The sequence below is a fragment of the Dyadobacter chenwenxiniae genome (assembly GCF_022869785.1).
In the GTDB taxonomy this organism is placed as follows: Bacteria; Bacteroidota; Bacteroidia; order Cytophagales; family Spirosomataceae; genus Dyadobacter; species Dyadobacter chenwenxiniae.
The window spans coordinates 6,022,949-6,046,497 of the sequence record NZ_CP094997.1; the positions used below are offsets into that span (position 1 = coordinate 6,022,949).

Here is a 23,549-nt window from a genome sequence, read left to right on the forward strand (position 1 = left end):
TTTCAGCCCTGGAAAAATCTCTGTTTTCATGTTGTCAGCTAAATAGGGAGGTAAATGTCAGGCGTTGTGATTTGTCGGGCTTGTGGCAGTCATGGCCAGCAAACGCTGTGTCGGAATTGCGTGTTGTCATGTGTGTTTCTTCATAATAGAGTGATGGATTAAGTGATTAAAAAAGACCAGTCGACCTTGTAAGTCAAATCAAGGCTCGAATTTGAAAGCGATATTTTGAATTTGTCGAAAGCGATGATTGAAGGGCGGGCATGAGTGAATTAACGGCAATGTTTTGCTGAATCAGCTTTATCTGGCATCGTTAGTGCTTGATAATGTTCGGCTTGCAAAGCAGAAATAGCTCTATTTATTAGTAGTATATACAAATAGCTTCTGCGTAGGATTAGTGCTCAAAAACAGGTGTTAAAGCAAAACCATTCTCCTCGTAAGCCACCATCTTTGAAGGCCGAAATCCCTTTTATCAATTATCGCCAGCCGTTTAATAAATGCATTGCAGTGTTTTTACAAAAAATCTGAACTTAAATTTTATTCTATCTCGGGAGTCGCAATGGTGTATAAAATTGGCTTGTTGCTTTGTCTTTTACCAAGTCTGGTGCACGGGCAGTTTATCTTTCAAAATTTGCGCACAGCTGACGGTCTTAGCAGCAAAATGATAGAATGTCTATATAAGGATAATGACGGCATTCTATGGATTGGTACAACTAAGGGCTTAAATCGTTACGACGGTGCAGTTGTAAAGCAATATCGAAGCGGGCCGGGCATGAAAGATTTTTATATCAATGCCATTCAGCCTTTCGGAGCATCAGAGATGTTGATCGGAACCAAGGAAGGAGTAAAGATTTTCGATAAGCGATTGGGTGCATTTCATAGTGACCAGCGATTTATAGCATTGGACAACAAGGATGTAGTCAGCATCAACTCGGATGTATATAACAGGTTGTGGATATTCACCAGCTCAGAAATATATGTTTTTCTAGACAATGAGCTTGTGATCGCTGAAAAAGTGATTCCAGACTTAAAAATCATTCAACAAGAGGGTTATGAAACCTCTGTAATAACCTGGGATGCGAAGAGAATAGGTTTTTGGCTTGGAGGTAAGAAAACCTTCTTTATCGATTGTAAGAACCGGACGATTTATCACAAATTAAATAATCCGAATAGAATACCACTTTTAGATACACAGGATGTATACGCAATTGCCGTTGATATGGCGTCTAACATATGGTATGGTTGCAATGCTAATCAATCATTGAATTTTTGGAACGCTGACAAGAATATAGTCACGACTTTTGTAGAACTGGACGGAAAAAAGAATTTCGGGGGATGTAATTATCTATACTTAGATAGCAAGCAACGGTTATGGATCTCGACACCAATGTATTCTGCATTCATGAAGGAGCCGGGAAAGGACATAAAGCAGATACCGTATAGTCAGAACCGTACATACTCTATAGGCTACGGATCTTTCAGACATATCATTGATGATAATGAACAAAATGTCTGGATAGCCACAATTAACGGGATTAGCGAGGCACCCGCCAACACGCCTGTTCAGGCGATCTATCAGTTGCCTAGCTTTGAATTTTTTTTGCAAACCGGATTCGCACATTCCAATTCTATCGTCATTGATAAGGAAAAGATAATTGCGTCCAAAGAAGAAGGACTTATTATGTATGACATGAATCACAAATCCTATCGCCGGCATGTGGTGACCCGAAACAAGCAGCAGCTAGTTCGGAATAGATTTATGATGTCGACGAAAATTGATGACACATGGTGGTGCGGAGGCGTTGATGGAATTCATTTTTTAAGGGCAGGGAGTACCAGGTTTGAGTCTTTTGAGAAAATCAAATATAAGTCTGCAAACAAATTCTCTAACTTCATCTTCGCTGATCGTAACGAACAGGTCTGGTTTCAGATTTGGAAAGACGCAATTTATCGGTATTCTCCCAAGACCGGTAAATTAGACCGGTTTGATGGAACGGACAAAAATTATGGGGAGTTCAATTACAGCAGTAGTCAGAGTTTTGTGGTCAGGAGAAATGGGGACATTTTGTTTGCGGTGAATGGTCTGGGCCTTTTAAAATTTGATGCAAAACTTCAAAAATTCTCCCAGGTGCCTGTTGGCAACCCAAACAAATTTGTTGCTTACGATTTAACCGAGGATCGCGTCGGAAATGTTTGGGCTGCCGTTTTGGGCAGGGGGATTTTAAAATTAGACAGACAAAATAACCTCGTCGATAGCCTTCATACCGGCAACGGTTTTCCTTACGATAATCTGAGCAGCATTGCGGTGGATCATTTAGGAAATGTGTGGGCTGGGGGTAGCGAAGGTCTGTTGTTCTTTAATCCAGATTCGAAAGCTGTTACGGAAGTTAAAATTGATCTGGGCCAGAATCTTCAGGATTATTGGAATGACATTTACGTGGCAAACAAACGTGTATATGCTGCAATGTTAGATCATGTCGTCGTAATCGATCCTTCGAAATTCGCATCAGTAAAGGTGAAGAAACCACCGCATATCACATCCGTAAAAGTCCTTGGAAATGAAAAAGAAGATTTTGCCAAGAATACGCAGCTTAATCTTGAATCCGATGAGGACTATCTCACCTTTCAATACGCATCCCTGGATCACCGGGATGTTCCCACATTGAAATATAGTTACATACTTGAAGGGTATGACAAAAAATGGATCAATGCGGGCCGTTCGTTGGTAGCTTCCTATAAAAATCTGCCTTGGGGCAAGTATACATTCAAGGTAAGAAGTACAGATGAGCATGGTAATTGGATGAAGCAGTTTAGCTCTCTGGAAATTTACATTATGCCTCCGTGGTGGAAATCGTCCTGGTTTATGGCATGCATTTTCATCATTCTGGCATATATAGGTGTCGCTTTGCATTTTTACCTGATAAGAAGAAGACGAGCGCGGATGATGGAAGCAAGCATCGATTATTTTGCTAATTCAGTTTATGGATCGAACTCAGTGAATGAGATCTGCTGGGACATTGCGCGTAATTGCATCTCTCAGCTCGATTTCCAGGATTGTGTGGTCTATTTGTTGGATAAGAAGAGAGATGTGCTTGTACAAAAAGCAGTAATCATCAATAAAGCCAGTAAGGAGGCGGAATTGGATAACCTTGTCGATATCCCGCTTGGCAGGGGAATTGTAGGAACTGTGGCAACCACAGGGAAGCACTTGATAATTTCCGACACTTCAAAAGATGAAAGATATATTGTAAGCGAGGAAAGGCGGCTTTCCGAGCTGGCAGTGCCTTTGATACACGACGGGAGAGTGATCGGTGTTATAGATACGGAACATGAGGAAAGAGACTATTTTAAGGATGAACATCTGAAGGCTCTGTCTATCATTGCATCGATTAGCTCAGGCAAAATCGCCGAAGCACTCGCTCAGGCTGCTACAAAGGAAAAAGAAATTGAGCTTTTGGAGATCAATAAAATGCTGGCTGAAAGCCAATTAATGGCTTTACGTGCACAAATGAACCCGCACTTTGTTTTTAATTGCCTGAACAGTATTCAAGAATGTATTGTGACGGAAAAATTTCAGGAGGCAAGTATTTATCTGAATCTTTTTTCGAAACTATTCCGAACATTATTGAATAACTCAAGCAAAAACCTGGTAACGATCGAAGAGGAACTGCATGTGCTGGAACTATACCTGCAGTTGGAAGAGATGCGGTTCTCCAGAAGCTTCTCCTACGAAATCCGTGTTGATGAAGATCTTGAAGTGGAAGAAATACTGGTTCCCGCAATGCTAATTCAGCCTTATGTGGAAAATGCACTATGGCATGGCCTGATGCATTCAAAGTTGGAACGGAAACTATTAATCGAGTTCAAAAAGATCGACGAGGATATGTTTGAGTGCAGGATTGATGACAATGGAATTGGCAGAAAAAAATCTTTTGAGATCAAGGCATTCACCAGTAAATCCAGGCATCACGTTTCCAGAGGGTTAGGCATTTCCAGTGACCGCCTGCAAGTGCTGACAAGGCAAGGTCATCATGCGGAAGTTAATTTTATTGACAAAATGCATGAGAATGGGGAGGCGGCGGGAACGTTGGTGATAGTAAAGCTGTCCAGCTTCTTGAAATAGGCTAGTTGCTCATTCTTAAAGTTTTACTTACTTAATACACAGGAGCAATGGAATTAGGTTTATGCATAATCATTCTTCTTGCCACATTCTATTTTTACTTCGGTCTTCCTAAAAGCCTGGAACTGGCCAAAAAGGCAAAAATCAAACTCCTGGGAATAGAGGCACAAGCAACCATCCTCTTTATCGAGGAAGGGGATGACGCAACAAGTCAGCCATTTAAAATTCAAATTCAGGTAGAGCCTGTTATGGGACGAAACTTCGTTACGGAATTGACAGATGTACCGCGGGCCTACGTCAGTTTTGTGAAGGTCGGCGCTAAAGTGAGAATTAAGTATCTGGTCAAAAATCAAAAAGAGGTGGTTTTTGTGAACTTCATCGGCCAATTTTGAGGCGCTAGATCCTTAAAAACAAAACGATCTAGCGCGCCAATATGGGAAATAGCTACTTCGAGGCTGATGCTGCATTTAAAAGCAGTTGATCAAGCTTGGCTTCCAGGGATTTAATAGCCTCACTGTTTTTGCTGTTTTCTGACGACATATTTTTATTTTCTTTTTCAAGCTTATTGTTCGCTTGATGCAATTCTTTAACAGCTTCAATCAAATGTGGCACCAAGCCGACGTAGTTGACTGATTTGAAGCCTTTATCATCTGTTTTTACCAATTCAGGGAATAGTGTTTCAACTTCCTGAGCAATAAGGCCAGTCTGAATAGTTTGATCTTTCAGCGTGTCTCTCCAATAGTAATTGTAACCTTGAAGAGCACTGAGCTTACTTAGACTTTCTGAAAGGGATGTGAAGTTTCGTTTGAGGCGGCGGTCGGAAGTTTGCAGAATGCCGCTGTCAACATATCCTAATCCTTGCTTATCTACCCATAATCGCCACATACCTCCCAAATAGAAACCCACCTGATCATTTTGCTTCATTCCTACAAAAGCGTCCTGAGTGATTTCAGAACCATCGAAATAAATGCCCGCTGACTGAGCGCTGTGCCTGATTCGTGCGCGTGCACCTATGTCAAGTGTGTGCGTTGGCACTAAGACATCATGCCCAATTCCCATATTCCCGTTTCGTAAAATAGTAACTGCATTGGAAAGAGATTGGCTGCTTAGTCCGTTGCCGATCTGAAAGATTCGGTCAGTTGGCTTTGCGTTAACTTTTGCGCTTCCTTCCGGATTATCCTGAACATTATTATAGGCCCCCAGCGCAATACCGGCGAAAGTTTTAGTCACGGTTGCTTCTCCGATTGAAACGGAAGCATCACCATTTGCTTCGGCCGATGAGCCTGCCGCAAGGGACGAAACACCGAAGGCATTGGCAAAATGACCGAGTGCGGTGGAAGCAATGCCTTGTGCTTTTGTGTTGTTTCCGAGGGCTGTGCTATATGTGCCTAACCCCAACGTATTTTGTCCCGCAGCAAAGGAGTAATTGCCCAAGTTCTCAGGAGTCCATTGCCCGGTATGACTTCCGGCCCGAAAAGCGGCATTATGAGGGTACCATAACAAGTTGACTCCATTGCCGAGGAAGTCGAGCACTTTCCCGCCACCCAAAGTCCCACTTTGAATAATCGGCGCTCCATCTATCCACTTGTCCGAAGTTTTTGCGGTCACAGCCTGCTCGGCAGTTTTTGTATGTAACGCATATGGGACGCTAAGCATTTGAGTAACGCCAAGATTTACATAATTAAAGCTGCCGTCGACGTCTAATTCGAGCTGCAGGTAATAACTTCCGTCCTGCCATGAAATGGTGCTCATATCACCATCCTTGATTATTCCATCTCCAATAGTAATATTGAAAATTCCGTTTGCATCCGTTATCGGCCCATGGACTTCCCTAGCTAGAAAGTCAGGGTCATCAGCGCTTATATTCTGCCTGATTGTCGTTCGGATTCCGACGGATTTGCTTGCTATAATTTTGCCGGTTGCATCCCGGGCAACACCTTGAAACCTAAATTTAACAGGTGCCTGTGCCAATGAAATGTGGCTAAAAAGAAAAATCGAAAACACTAAAAGAAGTTGTTTCATTGATAGCGTGATTAAGTTTACATGATGATTTCATCTTCTCAAACCAGAAGATTAGGGGAAGTAAACTTTAAAGACCTCAATTCTCAAAAGCGTTTATTTACAGGTATAGCTAATGAATGATCGGTTAATATGCCTATCAAAAAAGTTATGTCGCTGGCTCAATATAGTCGCAATGCAGGTCGAACCGGGATCAGGGCAAAGTAGACAAGTCCTAAAATTTAACCGTTAAATAATTGCGCGAAGGCCGTTAATTCATTGGCTGCCTGCTGCATTGTGTCCGGAAGAGTGTTCTGATCTATTATTGCAGTTAGGAACATTACTCACAAAAAACAACACGATTATGAGACGTATTTCTCTTCAATTCTCAGTGCTGCTCGCCGCATTGTTTCTCTTTGCTTTTTCTTGCCAGGATCATTATGTGCCGGAGGAACCGGAACCTGAAACATTACAAATCAAAACTTTGCCTATAGAATCTCCGACCAATGGAGAATATAGTCGCACGAAACTTGGGGTAGCCATAGAAAAATTGGGAATTAAACCTGTAAAAGAATTTGGGCTTGTCATTTCCATTCACTGGATTGGAGACAATGATTATACGGAACAGCCCACCACCAGTAATCAAACTTTGTCAATCGAAGAAGCGCCAAGTCTTGGAGAGCATACATTTACGGAAGGCGGCTTTGAGCGCGATGAGATAGCAGAAGTGTATTATCGCGCCTATGCAGAATTAGCCGACGGGCAAGTCATTTACGGCGAGATTATGAAGTTTACACCTCTTGACATAGTTGGCATACGTGTAACGGATGTGTCCGGAAAAAGTGCACCTATCTCCGGCACCGTAGATATATCAAGCTTGGGAGCGGTTGATGTAGAGGAATATGGGCTTGTATATTCTTACAAAGTCAATAGTAACGATCCCATCAGCTCAAGGCCAACATTGGCTGATCACAAAGCTAAATCAGCCATCCCTATCAAATTGGGAAAACAAGAAATTACATTACCGACTCCGGGAAATTCTGTTTCTCATCTATACGTCCGTCCTTATGTGAAGTACAAAAATGGTAATGTGTTCTATGGCAATATAAGCGGCCACTAAGTGCAACCAAACTTTTTTCATTAATACTATTATAATGCAACAACAAGAAGAAATTCAAATAGGCGACGTCGTTTGGCTGAAATCGGGGAGTCCTTCGATGACGGTGGATGGGTTTCACCAGACTTCTAAAAATTTTTACAGATGTTTTTGGTTTAATGACGAAGGAAATGCTGTTTCTGAATATTTCAATCAGCTTAGTTTGACGACGACCGAGCATACACTAAAATTCTCAGCCAAGAACAAGTCTGAAAACCAGTAGCAAGGTTGAGATACAAGCGAAAGTCCCTGGCTTTCTGACTTTACTTTCAAGTGAGTCAGGCTGTTCAGGGACTTTTTTGTGTCTATTCCCTTGCAATGGTCTGCTCATTCTTGGAGGCAGGGAAATAATGTTGCGCTGGCTCAGTCTAATCAAATTTTGCAATGGCGGGGGTGTTTAGTTTCTTTGCAAGAATTGATTCTAGATTATCTTCTTATGAACAGAAATTTGCTGGCAGGAATGTTCCTGTCATTTACAACTTTGGCTTTTGCGCAGGATGACGCTGCCAAATACGCTGAAAGTATAACGCCCGCCGATTTAAAAAAGCATTTGGTAATCATTGCTTCAGATAGCCTCGAAGGGCGTGATACGGGCTCCCCTGGTCAAAAAAAGGCAGCCGAATATGTTTCTGGATTTTATAAGCAATACGGCTTGGCACCGGCTGCAACCGCTCCTGACAGTTCCAAAAGTTATTTACAAAAATACAATCTCTACAAGAGGAGCTGGGGCGAAGTTTATGTGAAAGTAGGTGGGAAAAAGTATGAATTTAACAAAGACTTTTATGTCAACGGCCTTTTGAATGTCCCTCAGGAATCGAGCTCTGAGGTGATTTTAGTTGGCTACGGAATTGATGATCCGAGCTACACGGACTACAATAATCTGGATGTGAAAGGAAAATCCGTCGTCATGTTCGAAGGCGAACCGAGAAGTGCTGATGGCAAATATCTGGTAAGCGGCACTACGGAAAAAACAAAGTGGAGCGGTCCGGTTTCCTGGCAGGCAAAGGCCAGGGTTGCGCTGGACAGAGGTGCAACTTATATTTTTATCATCACGGAAAAGACGGGCGAGGATCTTGACAAGGAAATCCGGCAGCGTGCAGTGATGGCCAGACGTTTCAGCGCGCCTACGTTAAAGCCGGTTGTAGAAGCACCCAACAGTGTTGCGGCGTTTGCCGTTTCTCCCGGTATTGCTGCTCAGATCATGAATACTTCTACCAATAAGCTTTTGAAGGAAAAGGCATCTATTGACAAGTCGGGTAAGCCGCTCTTAAAGCAAATGACGGGGAATGTAGCGGTCAAAGCGGAGCGTAAGAGCGAGACTATGGAAACCGAGAATGTTGCCGCCTTTATGGAAGGTTCTGATAAGAAAGATGAGGTCCTTGTCATTAGCGCGCATTTGGACCACATTGGAATTTCTGAAAATGGGGAGATTAACAATGGTGCAGATGATGATGGATCGGGCACAGTGTCCCTGCTTGAAATTGCGGAGGCTTTCAGCAAAGCAAAAGCCGACGGTAAGGGGCCACGGAGAAGTATCTTATTCCTGAATGTTACCGGTGAGGAAAAGGGGCTTTTTGGATCGGAATATTATTCTGAAAATCCTCTCTTTCCGCTGAAAAACACGATTGCGGATCTAAATATTGATATGATCGGGCGTGTAGACCAGGCACATGCCAATGATCACAAATATGTTTATCTGATCGGTTCGGATAAGCTTTCTTCCAAATTGCACGCAATCAGCGAGGAAGCAAACAAGAAATATGTTAACTACAAACTGGATTACACATTTAACGATCCGAAAGACCCTAACCGGTTCTATTACCGCTCGGATCATTATAATTTTGCCAAAATGGGCGTTCCTGTCATTTTCTACTTTACAGGTGTCCACGAGGATTATCACAAGCCGGGCGATGATGTGGAAAAGATTCTTTTTGACAAGCAAGCGCCGATTGTGAAACTGGTTTTTCATACCGCATGGGAATTGGTAAATCGGGAAGAGCGCATTGAGGTTGACAGCAACAAAGAGTAACGACCATAAGGCTATGAAAAAATTACTTTTAAGTGTTCTTCTGCTTATTACATGCTTTTTTGCCACAGCGCAGGCGCCGGTTGAGAATTCCCTGCTATGGGAAATTACATCACCGGGGCAGGCAAAACCGTCCTATCTGTTTGGGACCATACATTTGATTTGCCCTGCTGATTTCTCGTTGAGTGACTCATTGAGAGCAACATTAGCGCGCAGTGAACAAGTTGCCCTGGAAATAGATATGGATGATCCCGGTATGATGGCCAGCATGATGAAATCGATGAATATGTCGGGTGGTAATGAATTGAAAAAGTTGGTGACAGAGCAGGAATACGCAAAGCTGAGCACGTTCTATAAGGATTCAGTTGGTGTAGGGATTGATATGTTTGAAAAAGCGAAGCCTTTTATTTTAATGGGGCCGCTTTTCAATGCTGTGTTATCCTGCCAGCCCCAGTCCTATGAAATGTCGCTGGTTGAATTAGCTGGAAAACAGAAGTCAGAAGTGATTGGGATTGAGACATTGGAGGAACAAATGGCTATTTTTGACACTATTCCGTATAAAGATCAGATTAAAACGATCATTGCGATGATTGACAGCCTCCCTCAGGCGCGAAAAGAATTTAGTAATCTTGTTGCTTTGTACAAATCACAGAGAATCAACGATTTGTACAATCTTATGATGGCGAGCAATTATGGGATGGATGGAAATGAAGAGGTAATGCTTTTTGCCAGAAACAAAAAATGGGTGCCCCGGATCAAGAAAATTGCAGCTGAAAAACCAACCTTTTTTGCCGTCGGAGCGGGTCACCTTGGAGGTAATCGCGGTGTGATTTCTTTATTAAGAAAAGCAGGATTTAAGGTCAGAGCTATAAATTGATCTTAAAATGCTGAAATGAAACTGGTTACCAGACCTGGGTTGAAAAACAATAAAAAGATCGTTATGACGAGCAAGCCGGCAATTACTTTGCCGGTTATGCTTTGATTTGGAAGTGCTCTCTTTTGATTTAATGCTTTGAAAAATAGTAAATAAGGGATTCGCAAATAGTAAGCAAGCGATATCGCCGCATTCAAAATTCCGCCAATAAGCAGCCACAGCATCCATGGAAATGCCTGCTGATGATAACTTTCCCAAAGCGCAGAAAAGACCAATAGTTTAGAGGTGAAACCGGCCGTTGGCGGCAGACCAGCCAATGCGATCATGGCAATGGTCAGAATGCTGGAAATCCACATGTTTCTGCGGCCTAACCCTTCAAAACTGGCTAGGCTTGTGTTGGACACCGGTTGTAACAGATCAATCAGGAAGAAAACGGTCAGGTTGATAATCAGATATGCGGCTGTATAGAAAACGGCGGATTCGAACCCAAAACGGCTGTAAGCCGCAATCCCAACCAGCAAATATCCAGCTTGCGCGATAGAAGAATAAGCTAGCAGTCGCCTGGCATTGCTTTGCAGAAGGGCAGCGACATTTCCAATCGTCATGCTGATTAATGCGATTCCGCCTAAAACAGGGAAATATTGCGCGGGTAAAATTCCGGCTAAACGCATTAAAACAAGAACTACTGCAGCTTTTGGCGCAACAGACAAAAACGAGACAAGTGGAGTAGGAGCAGCCTCGTAAATGTCTGGCGTCCAGACATGAAAGGGCACGAGCGAAAGCTTGAAAAGCAGTCCAGCCAGCGTAAGTACAATGGTTACCGTTATCACCAGCGGCGAATTATTCATCAACCCGGCCGTCATGGCTTCGCTGGTAATGTCCATTGTGCCGGTTAAGCCGTAAATCAATGAGATTCCATAAAGCATTACTGCTGAGCTTGCTGCACCAAAAAGCAAATATTTAATGCCTCCTTCGGCCGCTTTTTTAAAGGGAGATATGGATACGAGCAAGTAAGAACTGATGGAAATCAATTCTAAAGAAAGGTAAATAGTCAGCAAATGTGTCGACATTGTCAGCAGATTCATTCCTGCAACAGCGGCAATCAGCAGCGCATTGAATTCAGGCGGGAAATCATATTTCAATACGCGCACATGGATCAGCGTGAAAATCCAGGCGAGCGTGATCATGATTTTGAAAAAAACGGCCTGCCTATCCAGGAACAGAAGTGGTTGAAATCGAAAGGCAGGTTCGGTGTTCCATTGACCGAGTATCAGCAAAAGTGTTATAATGCTGCCTGCAAGCGCTATATTTTGAAGATAGGAGGCAATTTTGTCTTTTTTAAGCCAACGCAAAAAAACCAGTTCCGCAAAGAGGAAAAAGCAAAAGAGCAATGCCAGAAAAATTTCAGGAGTGATTCCCGCCAGGCTCCGGCGTATATGTATAAGCTGTTCGTTAATATCCAATTTGAGCGGGTACAATTTTTTTGGCAAAAGTACAGAAAGATGCCAGCAATCTAAATTCTCGCATTATCAGACTTCGAACTTATCAAATTAACCAACTTAATCATGAAATATGTACTAAGATTTTTTTTGCTCACATTCTTTCTTTGGAGCAATACAATTATTGCGCAGGATTCAACCGGGTTGTCGGGAACTCCCTATAAAGAGGCGGCTGCCGACGGAGGAAGCTCGCCTTACCTTTTTAAAGAATGGTATATGGGCACTGTTCGCACCAATGATGACATTGTGCACGACGGCGTAAAAATCCGATATGATCTGAAAAAAGACGAGGTCGAGTATATGGCTGACTCTGGTTTATACAGGGTTTCCACTGGCGTTAAGGAATTTACGATCCCCACAGGCACTGATTTGTACATCTTCAAAAACGGTTATCCTGCCGTCGGAGAACAAACAGATAAGAGCTTTTACAGGGTGATTTATGACGGGAACACCAAGCTTTTGAAAAAGTATGTGGCGCCCATCAAGGTGGAGAAAGCAAGTGCAACGCGCACATTGGAGCCGGATGCGAAGCTTTATATCATGAAAAATGATAAGCTCAATCCCGTTCAGTTAAACAACCGGAACAGCTTTTTGAAACTGCTGACCGACGAGAAAAACAAAATGAATTATGTGATCAGAGAATCGCAGCTGGACTTTGCGGGCGATGATGATCTAAGAACGCTTTTGGAGGAATATGATTCCTATAAAGCAGGTCGCGGTGGAAATTAAGGGTTATTTTTCAACAACCCATTGATTAACACTATTTAATTCCCCTTCAAGAACGATTTTGAAAAAGCCGGAAGGATATTGCGATATATCTATTTCGGCTTTTTCATTGGCGGCATCCGCCTCACCAACTAAATGATAAAGGTCGCGCTCGCCTTTGGCGAAATGATTGGTTCTAGTCAGCCAAATTTTCACTTTCCCAGCCTTATCCAATGCTTTCCAGGAGACATTCAGCTTTTTGGAAGCTCTTGTCACAATGGGCTTGGCAATCGAAATTTTTCCGGTAAAAGCCGTTCCGTCCACTTCAAATGCCTGTTCTTTTGGAAAATTAATGTCAAGATGCTTTGCGAGCGTGGGCATAATGTCGACAATACCAGGTGTTTCCTTGAATGTTTGATTAAGATCTTTTGCATTGGTCACGATCCATGTGCCGCGCTCACGATCCGATTGTCCACCGTGTCCTTTTCCCGTTTTTGCATCGCGCCCATGATCGGTTGTGATCACGACGAGCCAGTCTTCATTAAAATCCTTTTCACGATTTGAAACCGCTTTCCAAAGTCGGCCCATTTGATCGTCCATGATCTGGATCGCCTTTGTAAATTGCTCACTATCACCGTATCTGTGGCCCATGTCATCTGTAAATTCGAGGTAAACCCAGGAAAGGTCGGGGCCATTTTGCTGAATGTATGAGGCGGCCTCATTCACCACCTTTTCATCGATCTTGTGAATGTATTGCTTGTCTTTATCATGCTTAAAATGAATCGTATCCAGCTCAAAGCCATCGAAAAAATAGTCGAGTTGAAGCTTACCGGTTTGCGGAAGCCCTTCGCCAGCCAACTTGGTACGGTTATCAAGCCAGGTTGAGAAAATGGCTGTTTTCTTCTGTGGATATTGTGTTTCTAAAAACCTGAAAATCGTCCAGTAATGGTAGTTTGGATCGGCGATATCATTGTCCCAAACATTGTGCTTATTGACCCAAGTGCCTGTTAATAAGCTATTATAGCCCACGGCAGAAATGGTAGGCGTTTGCGAATAAGTGTCTTTTCCTCCGCCCACATAGGCGCGCGCGTAACCACCTTTTTTGGCGATCAGATCGAGGTTAGGGGTGGGTGTTTTTTCCTTGCTATCACTCGAAATGCCATCCACAATAATAAAAAGCGTCTTTTTTGTTTTTGCCTGGGCTAAAACATGAGTTTCTATGCAGCAAATTGTTACTAGTAAGCTGAGCAGATGAAGGGGATTTTTCATGGGTAAGATTGAACAGGAAATAAAAATGCTCTCAAATTAACCGCAAAATGGCCGGATTTGAGAGCATTGCTATGCTATGAAATGATTATATTTTATGGATTCGCTGGCGTCTCGGGAACAGGTGCTTCCTTTTTTCTTTTACCAAAAACATAAACCAGGCCGAGGTGACTCTTCAAAACCCCACTGTCAAATTTGTCTTTAACATAAGGATTCAACTCCAATGCAACCTGGAAACGCCTGTTTTGAGGCAAAGGGGAAATACGAACGCCAACATTAAGTGAGTAACCGTCAATGGTAATCAAATCTGCATCTGCGTCTGCAATGCGGTAAAGTGGGTTCAATCGCAGTCCGCCACCTAAATACCACTGCACCACTTCGCCCCTTTTCAGATTAATCATAGGCAGCAAATCAACGCTCAGGCTGCTGAAAAGTGAATTGGTCTGAAACCTCGCGTCCAGCCAAATTGCTTTTTTTGAATTGGTGCTGATGGTTAGCAAGCTGCTCCATGGATAATAACCCACCGAAGCCTGCGCCCTGAGTTTTTGTTGATTAAGTAAAAAAAGTAACGTTAGTACAAAAATGATGCGTTTCATGAACGAGGGATGAGTAAGTGACACTTGCAATTTTAGCGGCGCAGTGCCTTGCCCAGCTTGCCAGCCGCTTGCATCGTATTCATTTTCTTCATCATCTTGCGCATCTCATCAAATTGCTTGATCAGGTTGTTGACCTGCAAAATGGACGTTCCGCTTCCGGCTGCGATGCGTTTTTTGCGGCTTCCATCGATCATATCAGGGTTCTCCCGCTCCTTTTTGGTCATCGACTGAATGATCGCTTCGATGGGTTTAAATGACTCATTATCAATGTCCATATCTTTCATCGCATTGCCCATTCCCGGGATCATGCCAATCAGATCTTTTACATTACCCATCTTTTTAATCTGCTGTAACTGACCTAAAAAGTCGTCAAAATCGAATTTATTCTGACGCATTTTAGCATTAATGCGTTTGGCTTCATCTTCGTCAAAAGCCTGCTGCGCGCGCTCTACAAGGGAAATAACGTCACCCATCCCTAAGATCCTGCTCGCCATACGATCAGGATAAAAGGAGTCAAGCGCCTCCATTTTCTCGCCCGTACTGATGTATTTAATAGGCTTGTCAACGATCTGACGAATGGACAGTGCCGCACCACCGCGGGCATCACCATCTAATTTGGTAAGTACGACGCCGTCAAAATTCAGGCGTTCGTTAAAGGTTTTCGCCGTGTTAACCGCATCCTGGCCCGTCATAGAATCCACGACGAACAAGATTTCAGAAGGCTTAACCGCAGACTTAATGTCCTCAACCTCTCGCATCATGACCTCATCCACAGCCAAACGTCCGGCCGTATCGACGATCACGATTTTCTTTCCAACTTTCCTCGCGTGCGTCACTGCATTTCTGGCAATGTCGACCGCATTTTTGTTATCTGGTTCTGAATAAACTTCTACACCAACCTGCTCTCCAAGCACTTTCAGCTGTTCAATCGCAGCAGGACGGTAAACGTCGCAAGCCGTGAGCAAAACCTGACGGCCTTGTTTTTTGAGCAATGTTGCCAGTTTACCGGAAAAAGTCGTTTTACCCGAACCCTGCAAACCTGCGATCAGGATCACGGCCGGATCACCTTTAATGTTGATGCCTTCCGCTTGGCCGCCCATGAGCTCCGTAAGCTCTTCCTGAACGATTTTAACGAACATTTGTCCCGGTTCAACAGAGATCAGAATCTTTCTGTCGAGCGCTTTTTCGCGGATCCGGTCTGTAATTTCCTTAGCAACTTTAAAGTTAACGTCGGCATCAACAAGCGCTTTGCGTACTTCCTTCGTGGTTGCAGCAACATTTATATCCGATATCCTATCCTTTCCTTTTAGTGTGCGAAAGGCGTTATTTAGCTTGTCCTGTAAGTTTTCAAACATGGAATGATATGTATGATTCTAAACCTTAATTGAAATAAAACACAAAGGTATAAATAAAATAAGGAGTACAGGAAGGTTAATTCCGGCACTCCTACAATATTTGGTTTGAAGCCTAGGCTTCTGAAATGACTGTTATTTGCTAAATTTTGCCTTGATCCAGCGGAACATTTTTTTCTCTTTTTCCCAGAAAAATGAAAACTGGCCCAGCAGGAAGCCGTACATCAATAAAAGCGTTTGATAAGTTGGAAAAATAAAAAGAATGTAAGTGATGGTTTTCAGCCACATGGGTGTCAGCTCATCATAACCCAGCAGAAAGAAAAGCCCTTTCCTAAGCCAAACCACAGACGAACCCGCCAAGCTAAAAACTGCTAAAACCAAAAGAACTTGTCTGGTTGTCTCCAATCCCCACTTTTCCTGCATTTTCCCCAACCAAGGCTGTGCGCTTTTTTCTCCGCTTTGCATATTTTATCTAATTGACAGCATTAATATATTTCACAAAGTAACAACCCATCGGGCAATTTTCCTCTATTTTAATGAATGTTTAATCACGGTTAAAGACATGACCAAGATCATTTTTACTCTCGTGTAAAATAGCTTTCATTCATTATAACGACGTTCCTATGCCGGGATCGGAAAACCTTTTATCATTAATGAACTGCTCATCGTTCAAAGTCCTTAAAAAAGCAATGATTGCCTGCTTTTCGGTTGCAGAAAGCTTAATCCCGCGTTTTTGGCCGGCAACTTGCAGTAACGGATCAAGTGTAGGCGAAGCAAAAATGCTATCCTTACTTCCGCTCTGATCATTGGCATAATGGTTTAGAACCTGTTGCAATGTCGTAAAGCGCCCATCGTGCATGTATGGCGCAGTCAGGCCCACATTACGCAGGCTTGGCACTTTGAATTTAAGCCTGTCAGCCTCATTTAATGTGATTGCGTATCTTCCCTGGTCCTTGATTTTGTTGGGAATCAAACCATTATTCCTGAAACTGAAATCTGTAAAAAGCTCGCTGCTGTGGCAGGAAGCGCATTTTTGCTTAAAGACCGTTAATCCTTGTTTTTCCAAATCTGTTAGAGCCGATGCATCGCCCTGCAAAAAATAATCGTAGCGCGAAGTGGCTGAAACCAACGTCGTCATAAACTGTGACAATGCTTTCATCATCCTGTCTGCATTGATTTCATCCGTTCCAAATGCCGCTTTAAACATTTTGGGATAATCAACCTGCTTAGCCGCTCCTGCAACGGGCGTTTTGCGCAATTTTTCAATGACGGTCCCTACACGCTCGCCCATTTCAACCTCATTCTCAATCGGAACGGGTGGCACAAGGGTCCATATCATGCACGCCTCCGTCCCAGAAAAAACTGGGGCTGAATGCCATATTTTGAACAGCCGGGGAGTTTCGGGTACCCAGCAGATCATCTACGCCGTGGCTTAAATCGTGTCCGTGATGCGTAAAAGCGGCTTGTTGCTGGTGACAAGTTCCGCAGCCAATGTTGTCTGTCCGCGAAAGAATGCCATCATAAAAAAGGAAACGTCCCAGTTCAACGCCTTCGGCAGTCAATGGGTTTTTGGAAAGATCGTAAACCGGATCGGGAAAGTAGGCAGGTTTCTTCCATTCCAAAAGGCGGCGGATTATTGTCAATAGGAGGCTTTGGTTCAGGCGTTGCTGTCTCCTTATTACAGGAAATTGTTCCCTGAAAAAGGAGACAAAACATACCAAAAAGCCATATTGCCTTTTTCATTAAATCAACTTCCTTATTTAATGATAATTTGATCCAGACTGAACATACTAACGTAATTGTCGGCTATATTTTTCGAATACGGTGTGAACATCACACTTGAATTTTCCTTAATGCTTACTTTCGTCGGCCCATTGAACATTTTCAAAATATCTGCTTTGAGGTTAATCTGACTCGCTGCATTTTTCGATACAGTTGCACGCTGAGCTCCAAAGTCGATTTTTGTTACGCGGATGTTGTTTAATGTTTTCAGCGTAAGCCCGCCAAAGCCACCGATATGGTAGTAAAATTTGCCATTCGAAGAAGTCGCAGAATCCGAATCGCCTTCCAGCATAAAGAAGATATATCCGGGATTCCAATTCCAATACATGCCTTCTTCATTGGTAGGGCCAGAGGTTTGGTCCAGGATCCCTTTCCGTTTCGAAATGTCAGATACGCTCCTCAGGCTATCAATGCCTATGACGAATTCGATGCCCGTATAGTTGCCTGCCGGAACATTATTAATCGTAATTTGCTGTGAATCAACATTTCCTTCGCGAATCAGGAAATAGCTGGAATCTTGCGGAACGGTGAAATTGTTCCCGTTCGAGGCAATGAATTTAATGTTCGATATGTAATAATTAAGCCTGCTGACAGTGAAATTTTCCTTTGACGCGTTGGCATATGTTTCCGCGTTGAGTTTCAGGTCTTGCGAGCCGACTACATTATCGAATTTGACTTTTATACTGCCTGTTGGAAGTGGAACGGGATCATCTGTACAAGAATTGAGAGAGGCGCTGACGAAAACTGCCATAAAGGCCAGTAACAGATATGAAAATCTTCTTTTCATGCCGTTCAGGTTGGGTAAAAGTGAGAGTTTATATATTATATTAAACAGAAAAGTAGGCGGATTTATGCGAAAACTGCCTAGCGGAAGATTTAAAAATATTCTTTATGCACAGAAACCTGCGTGGAATAAATTCTCCGTGGAATCGCGAAGAGTAATTTTCCTATATTTGCCCTTTAAACAATAAGGGGGCACTAACGCCGTTTATGTTCAAAGCTGTTTTTTGACCGGATCGACCTCTATTTCATTAGCTTAACATTCACTTTTATAACCAATATGATGCTTCTACAAGCACTTGCTGATTCTACTTTGGCCGCACCCGTTGCCACAGAAGGGCTTTCTGTTATTGATCTTCTTGCAAAAGGAGGCTGGGTTATGTTACCGCTCGGACTATTATTTCTGGCAACGCTTTTCCTTATCATTGAGCGTTTTCTGGGCATTGGAGCCAATGGGAAAATTGATCCGGGAGTGATTGATAATGTGAAAGATTTTATTCAGCAAGGAAACCTGAAATCTGCTGAATCGCTTTGCCGCAACCAACGCAATGCTTCGGGCAGAATTTTGGAAAGAGCAATCGGACGCATCGGTTATCCAATTAAGGACATTGAAACAACCATTGAGAATGCAAGCCAGATAGAAATCCAGCGCATGGAAGGAAATCTTCCTTACCTGGGGGTTATCGCGGGTATCGCGCCTATGCTTGGTTTCGTCGGAACGATTTCAGGGATTATCCGGATTTTCTACGATATTTCTATTTCCAATGACTTCAATATCAGCACCATTGCGGGTGGTATGTATGAAAAGATGATCACTTCAGGCTCCGGTTTGATCATCGGTTTGATAGCTTACGCGGGTTATCACTTGCTGAACATGAAAATTGACCGTTTTGCTTTGCGATTGCAAATGGCCGCTTCCGATTTCCTTGACGTATTGCAGAAACCTGTTGCTGCAAAAAACTAATATTATTTCCCAAATATGAAAATACGTCGTAAGGCTCGTTTTGCCCCAGAGGTGTTCACGCACTCGCTGAACGATATTATGTTTTTTCTTTTGCTGTTCTTCTTGATCATCTCCACGATGTCCAATCCGAACGTGATCAAGCTGATGCTGCCGAAAGCATCTGCAACGCAGCAAATGTATAAGAAGCAGATCACCCTGTCCATTGACGAGAATAAGGGCTATTTTATTGATAAAGAGCCTATTCCCTTTGACCGGCTAGAAACCGAATTGCAAAATATCTTTGCCAATGTTGAGGACAAGACCATTGTATTGAGGGTCGATAAAAACCTCGCCGTTCAGGATCTTGTGGATGTACTTGAACTGGGTGCGAAAAACGAAATTAAAATGGTGATGGCCACTGCAAAGTAAGCCATCACTTTTCTGCACTCTTATAAATAGCTTCTACGATTTTTTGCAAAATAGCACCCTGTGTTGCATCGCAAATGTTACTCGACTTTCCGTCACAGGCATTTAAAAACGCGATTGTATTTTTAAGCTGAATATCCGCTTCTTCAAGATGCGGGAATTCCATATCCAGGAGCTCTCCGTCCACTTCACTAAATACGGAAAATGGGTTAAGCACTGCGCCAGCCTTTGTTCCAAAAACTTCCAGATTAACATTCTTCTGCATTTTTGTATTCAGTGCAAACGAAGCGGATAATGTAATGCTTGCATTATTAGGAAATGATAAATGGGCGAAACAAGCATCTTCGACCTCAAATTTCTCAGGATCCCAACTTCCCATAAGCCCTTTTCCTCCCGCTTTGCCAATGAAGTCGTACGTGTTGGCAATGAGGCGGTCCGGTTCACTGTAGTCGAGCAGGCCTAGTGCAAGATCCAGCACATGAACGCCTAAGTCCATCAATGCACCGCCGCCCTGAATGGATTTGTTAGTGAAATTTCCCCAGCTGGGAATGCCTCGTCGGCGTAAAAAATTGGCTTTAATGTGATACACTTCACCCAATCGGCCATTTTCCAGAAAACGTTTTAATAAACTATACTCCGGTGTGTGCCTGAGTTGAAAATTATAGGCTAGCACTTTGCCTCGTTCCTTAGCCAGATCCGCCATTTCAAGCGCTTGCGCTGCATTCATTGCCGGTGGTTTTTCACACAGCACATGGCAGTTGTTTTCCAAAGCCTGCATGGTGAACGGATAGTGCAGATTATTTGCCGTGCAATTAATGATCATGTCAGGCTTGTTCTCGCTTTCAAACATCTCAGCTGCGTTGTCAAAGGCGAGGGGAATTGCGTGCTTGTCAGCCAGCGCACGTGCCTTTAGGATGTCCCGACTGCACACCGCAATGAGTTCAACACGCTCAGGAAGCGATTTCAATGCAGGGATGTGGTTTTGATCAGCAATGTGGCCGCCGCCAATAATGGCTGCTTTGAGGATTGGCATAAGTAGGGTCCGGAATGAATGCTAGGAAGGCAAATGTATCAAATCGTCCCGAAATGTCTAACAAAAAATGCCCGGACAGGCCAGGCATCATGATTTAATGTATATGCTGTTGATCAAGTCAAACGTTTTTACTTTTTTGTTTTGATAATAATAACACCCTCTTTTCCTTCGTCACCATAAACATCAATCGCACTTTGATTTTTAAGCACACTAATCGACTCTATCTGATCCGGCTTAATTTGATTATAACCCATGGACCCCCGCCGCTCCTGCTTGGCGCCATCTACAATAATTAAGGCGTTGCTTCCCGGACCATTGTAACCTCTGATGGTTATTGTAGCACCAATTTTTGGGAAAGAGTCCATTTTAGCAATAGGGCCAATGTTGGCTGCATAGCGATAATTTGAAAAGGTCGCTTTTTTCGTGGATGATTCCGGTAGTGTGTCTGGCATTAAGGAAGTTAAAGACTTACTACTGGCAAAACTTGCATTGAACTTTTTCGTTTTTGCGCTCTTAATCGATTTTGAAGCTGCTTTTTCAACTTTGGAATGTTTAATTGGTAGGTTTACCGCTTCAAGGTCGGCAAGCTTTTCTTGCTCAACAATCATTGCGCCAACCGCAGCCGGTGTTATTTTTTCGATCGATTCTATAATTCTTTCTCTTGCCGCCGTGGTTACTAATACAATGCATACCAGCGGCAATACGATGAAATATTTGCTTCGCAGCCACTCGGCATTGCGATTTTTGTAAATCATTTTGATACGGCTTTTTAACAGCGGGCCATTGAAAAAATGATTGGTTAAGGCCGCAGCCGGTGCATTGAATGCATAAGCAACCAGAAATCTGGCATATCCATCCCGATCCGGCGCATGCTCATCGGCCAGATATTCATGAACTTCCTGCAAAGAGCGCTTGTAAAACCAAAGCACAGGGTTAAGCCAAAATGCAATTTTTAACAGCTCGATAAATAAAATATCCAAACTATGCATTTGATGAATGTGGACGGATTCATGCCTCAGGATCGGCTGAAAATTTTGTTCATAATCGCGGCGGTTCATGACCAGCCATTTGAAGAATGAAAAAGAACCAACGTCATTGTGTGGAAGCAGGACAAGTTGTAAGCGATCCATGTCCAACACATCATGTTGCTTAATCATCCTAAATACGGCCCTTATCGACTTAGTAAAAACGGAAAGTAAGTAAAGAGAACCCACTGCTAGGAGACTCATTAGCATGGAAATCCAATCAGAAAGCAAGGAAACCGGCTCGGTCGCTGCCATGTAGGGAAGGCTTGCGGCTGCGTATATGGCTGGTTGAGAAGTGACAATTGCCTCAGGAAACGTTACTAACGGTAATAGAAATGCAATTAATAACGATCCGATCAGGTAAATCCGGTTCCAGTGAAAGAATGTATGGTTACAAAGTAAAAGCCGATAAGTGAGATAAAACAACACCCAATACAGATTGACCTTTGCGAAATACAGCAGTGTTTCCATTTCCTTTAATTGAACGTTGATATCCTACTTGGTAGTAATTTTAATTACACCATTTTTCCCTTTGTCGCCATAAACTTCCTCCGCTTGTGAGCCTTTCAAAACGTCCATGCTCTCGATTTTTTCACCAGGCAAAGTCTTCAAAAAATCACTGTTTTTCATTTCTTTTCCATCCAGGATGTAAAGCGGAGAAAATGCATAGTGAACCACAGTGGCCATTTTTTTGTCCAATTTAATTTGGCTGCTGATTTTTTCAGTATCACTCTCTTCCAATTGAAAATTAACCGGCAAATGATATTTAACATTAACCGGCTTTCCGTTTTGACGACCGGGCTTCCATTTTGGAAAAAGCGCCAACACACGTGCAGCCTCTTCATCACAACCCGAGCCAATGCCTTTTAGGACTTTTATGTCCCTGACATCACCTTCCACTGTAACGATAAATTGTAAAATCACTTTTCCCTGAACATTGGCATTCGCAGCTTTTGTTGGATACTTAATCTTTCTGCCCAAAAATTTAAACATCTCCTCGTTGCCTCCGGGGAATTCTGGCTGTTCTTCAACAACAGTGAAAACTTTACCATTTATAGGCGAACTCTCCTCTGCTTTTTGCTTGTTTATTGCAGCAATTTCGGCCTCATACTGCTCAGTTTGCTCGCATCCTGCTACAAATAACGCGGTGCTGCCGATCAGCGCCAAGGCGATCACGTAAGTGCTGATCATCCATTTCGATGTTCTGTTTTTGTAAATCATACGAATTCGATTTTTGATTTGCGATGGCTTGAAAAAATGATTTGTTAAGGAAGTTATGGGCGCTTTCAAAGCATAGGACACCAAGAATCGGGCATAATTATCCCGGTTGGGTGCCTGTGCATCGGCGAGGAATTCGTGGATTTCCTGCACGTAGCGCTTGTAAAGCAATAGAAATGGGTTAAACCAGAAAAAGATTTTTAAAACCTCGATTAGCAAAATGTCCAGGCTGTGCATTTGCTTCGTATGAACCATTTCATGTCTCAAAATGGCGTCAAAATGCTGTTCGTAATCATTTCGGTTGATTACAATCCATTTCAAAAAGGAGAAAGAGCCGGTGTTATTCGAGTCGATCAGCACAACAGTGCAATCATCAAGCTCGATAATTTCACCTGCTTTCAAAAACTTCCCCAATTCGATAATGTGCCTAAAAAAACGGAATGCAGCAACGATAAATCCGATTGCATAAATCGTCCAGATTGCCTGCGTCCAGGTGATGGCCGGAGCCACTTCGGCTTGGCTTGCTCCGACTGTAAAGGTCGCTGCATTGAGCTGGTATACAACAGGAATTGTGGGCGCACTATCCGGATAGATCAAGAGCGGAAGAAGAAAAGCCGCTATTAAGGACCCAAGCAAATAATAGCGGTTCCATCGAAAGAATGTATGGTTCCGAAGCATGAGCTGATAACAGGCAATCAGCAATATCCAATACAGGTTAACCTTTCCGATGTATAATAGCGTTTCCATGGCTCA

Annotated in this window: 21 protein-coding genes; 9 read left to right on the plus strand and 12 right to left on the minus strand. The window is 43.0% G+C overall.

Annotated elements, in window-relative coordinates; translation table 11 throughout:
* Positions 1-556 precede the first annotated feature (556 nt).
* Positions 557-4,120 carry a sensor histidine kinase gene (locus tag MUK70_RS25815; protein WP_256464059.1) on the plus strand — a complete coding sequence of 1,188 codons (3,564 nt, stop codon included), beginning with the start codon at positions 557-559 and terminating at the stop codon, positions 4,118-4,120.
* A gap of 47 nt (positions 4,121-4,167) precedes the next feature.
* On the plus strand, positions 4,168-4,509 hold the full coding sequence (locus tag MUK70_RS25820) for a hypothetical protein (protein ID WP_234657287.1): 342 nt from the start codon (positions 4,168-4,170) through the stop codon (positions 4,507-4,509).
* Between the two features lie 52 nt (positions 4,510-4,561).
* On the opposite strand, the gene MUK70_RS25825 is transcribed toward MUK70_RS25820, so the two are convergent.
* Entirely contained in the window at positions 4,562-6,139 is a 1,578-nt protein-coding gene (locus MUK70_RS25825) for a tail fiber domain-containing protein (protein ID WP_234657286.1), read from the minus strand.
* A gap of 340 nt (positions 6,140-6,479) precedes the next feature.
* On the opposite strand from MUK70_RS25825, the gene MUK70_RS25830 reads away from it, so the two are divergent.
* From MUK70_RS25830 to MUK70_RS25845, 4 genes are all read left to right on the plus strand, one after another.
* Positions 6,480-7,235 (plus strand): hypothetical protein, encoded by a 756-nt coding sequence (locus MUK70_RS25830; RefSeq protein WP_234657285.1) that lies wholly within the window; start codon positions 6,480-6,482, stop codon positions 7,233-7,235.
* Between the two features lie 34 nt (positions 7,236-7,269).
* A complete protein-coding gene (locus MUK70_RS25835; protein ID WP_234605446.1) occupies positions 7,270-7,494 on the plus strand; it encodes a DUF2158 domain-containing protein in 225 nt (74 codons plus the stop codon).
* Between the two features lie 213 nt (positions 7,495-7,707).
* Positions 7,708-9,300, plus strand: a complete 1,593-nt coding sequence (locus MUK70_RS25840) for a M28 family peptidase (protein WP_234657284.1) — start codon at positions 7,708-7,710, stop codon at positions 9,298-9,300.
* 13 nt (positions 9,301-9,313) lie between these two features.
* Positions 9,314-10,174 (plus strand): TraB/GumN family protein, encoded by an 861-nt coding sequence (locus MUK70_RS25845; protein WP_234657283.1) that lies wholly within the window; start codon positions 9,314-9,316, stop codon positions 10,172-10,174.
* Between the two features lie 2 nt (positions 10,175-10,176).
* Here MUK70_RS25845 and MUK70_RS25850 read toward each other — a convergent pair whose 3' ends face one another.
* A complete protein-coding gene (locus MUK70_RS25850) occupies positions 10,177-11,634 on the minus strand; it encodes an NADH-quinone oxidoreductase subunit N (protein ID WP_234605442.1) in 1,458 nt (485 codons plus the stop codon).
* 102 nt (positions 11,635-11,736) lie between these two features.
* Here MUK70_RS25850 and MUK70_RS25855 point away from each other — a divergent pair, with 102 nt between their 5' ends.
* The gene (locus tag MUK70_RS25855; RefSeq protein WP_234657281.1) at positions 11,737-12,399 is read left to right on the plus strand and encodes a hypothetical protein; all 663 of its coding nucleotides are present in this window, start codon (positions 11,737-11,739) and stop codon (positions 12,397-12,399) included.
* 3 nt (positions 12,400-12,402) lie between these two features.
* Here the strand turns inward: MUK70_RS25855 and MUK70_RS25860 are convergent, their stop codons facing one another.
* From MUK70_RS25860 to MUK70_RS25885, 7 genes are all read right to left on the minus strand, one after another.
* Positions 12,403-13,644 carry an alkaline phosphatase family protein gene (locus MUK70_RS25860; RefSeq protein WP_234657280.1) on the minus strand — a complete coding sequence of 414 codons (1,242 nt, stop codon included), beginning with the start codon at positions 13,642-13,644 and terminating at the stop codon, positions 12,403-12,405.
* A gap of 92 nt (positions 13,645-13,736) precedes the next feature.
* Positions 13,737-14,237: a hypothetical protein gene (locus MUK70_RS25865; protein WP_234657278.1), complete on the minus strand. Its 501-nt coding sequence runs from the start codon at positions 14,235-14,237 to the stop codon at positions 13,737-13,739.
* A gap of 32 nt (positions 14,238-14,269) precedes the next feature.
* On the minus strand, positions 14,270-15,592 hold the full coding sequence (gene ffh, locus MUK70_RS25870; RefSeq protein ID WP_234657277.1) for a signal recognition particle protein: 1,323 nt from the start codon (positions 15,590-15,592) through the stop codon (positions 14,270-14,272).
* A gap of 132 nt (positions 15,593-15,724) precedes the next feature.
* The gene (locus tag MUK70_RS25875; protein WP_234605430.1) at positions 15,725-16,054 is read right to left on the minus strand and encodes a DUF6787 family protein; all 330 of its coding nucleotides are present in this window, start codon (positions 16,052-16,054) and stop codon (positions 15,725-15,727) included.
* Between the two features lie 142 nt (positions 16,055-16,196).
* The gene (locus tag MUK70_RS31015; protein WP_310590018.1) at positions 16,197-16,928 is read right to left on the minus strand and encodes a cytochrome-c peroxidase; all 732 of its coding nucleotides are present in this window, start codon (positions 16,926-16,928) and stop codon (positions 16,197-16,199) included.
* A complete protein-coding gene (locus MUK70_RS31020; protein WP_310590019.1) occupies positions 16,894-17,211 on the minus strand; it encodes a cytochrome-c peroxidase in 318 nt (105 codons plus the stop codon). Before MUK70_RS31020 ends, MUK70_RS31015 begins: the two co-directional genes overlap by 35 nt.
* Before the next feature lie 134 nt (positions 17,212-17,345).
* A complete protein-coding gene (locus tag MUK70_RS25885; RefSeq protein WP_234657274.1) occupies positions 17,346-18,158 on the minus strand; it encodes an MbnP family protein in 813 nt (270 codons plus the stop codon).
* Positions 18,159-18,431: 273 nt separating this feature from the next.
* Between MUK70_RS25885 and MUK70_RS25890 the strand changes: the two genes are divergently transcribed.
* On the plus strand, positions 18,432-19,115 hold the full coding sequence (locus tag MUK70_RS25890) for a MotA/TolQ/ExbB proton channel family protein (RefSeq protein WP_234605425.1): 684 nt from the start codon (positions 18,432-18,434) through the stop codon (positions 19,113-19,115).
* A 15-nt stretch (positions 19,116-19,130) separates the two neighbouring features.
* On the plus strand, positions 19,131-19,523 hold the full coding sequence (locus MUK70_RS25895; protein ID WP_234605422.1) for an ExbD/TolR family protein: 393 nt from the start codon (positions 19,131-19,133) through the stop codon (positions 19,521-19,523).
* 4 nt (positions 19,524-19,527) lie between these two features.
* Here the strand turns inward: MUK70_RS25895 and MUK70_RS25900 are convergent, their stop codons facing one another.
* The 3 genes from MUK70_RS25900 to MUK70_RS25910 form a co-directional block, all read right to left on the minus strand.
* The gene (locus MUK70_RS25900; protein WP_234657272.1) at positions 19,528-20,553 is read right to left on the minus strand and encodes a Gfo/Idh/MocA family protein; all 1,026 of its coding nucleotides are present in this window, start codon (positions 20,551-20,553) and stop codon (positions 19,528-19,530) included.
* A gap of 128 nt (positions 20,554-20,681) precedes the next feature.
* The gene (locus MUK70_RS25905) at positions 20,682-22,049 is read right to left on the minus strand and encodes a M56 family metallopeptidase (RefSeq protein WP_234657270.1); all 1,368 of its coding nucleotides are present in this window, start codon (positions 22,047-22,049) and stop codon (positions 20,682-20,684) included.
* Between the two features lie 24 nt (positions 22,050-22,073).
* Complete coding sequence (locus MUK70_RS25910; RefSeq protein ID WP_234657269.1) at positions 22,074-23,543, minus strand: M56 family metallopeptidase; 1,470 nt, start codon at positions 23,541-23,543, stop codon at positions 22,074-22,076.
* Positions 23,544-23,549 lie beyond the last annotated feature (6 nt).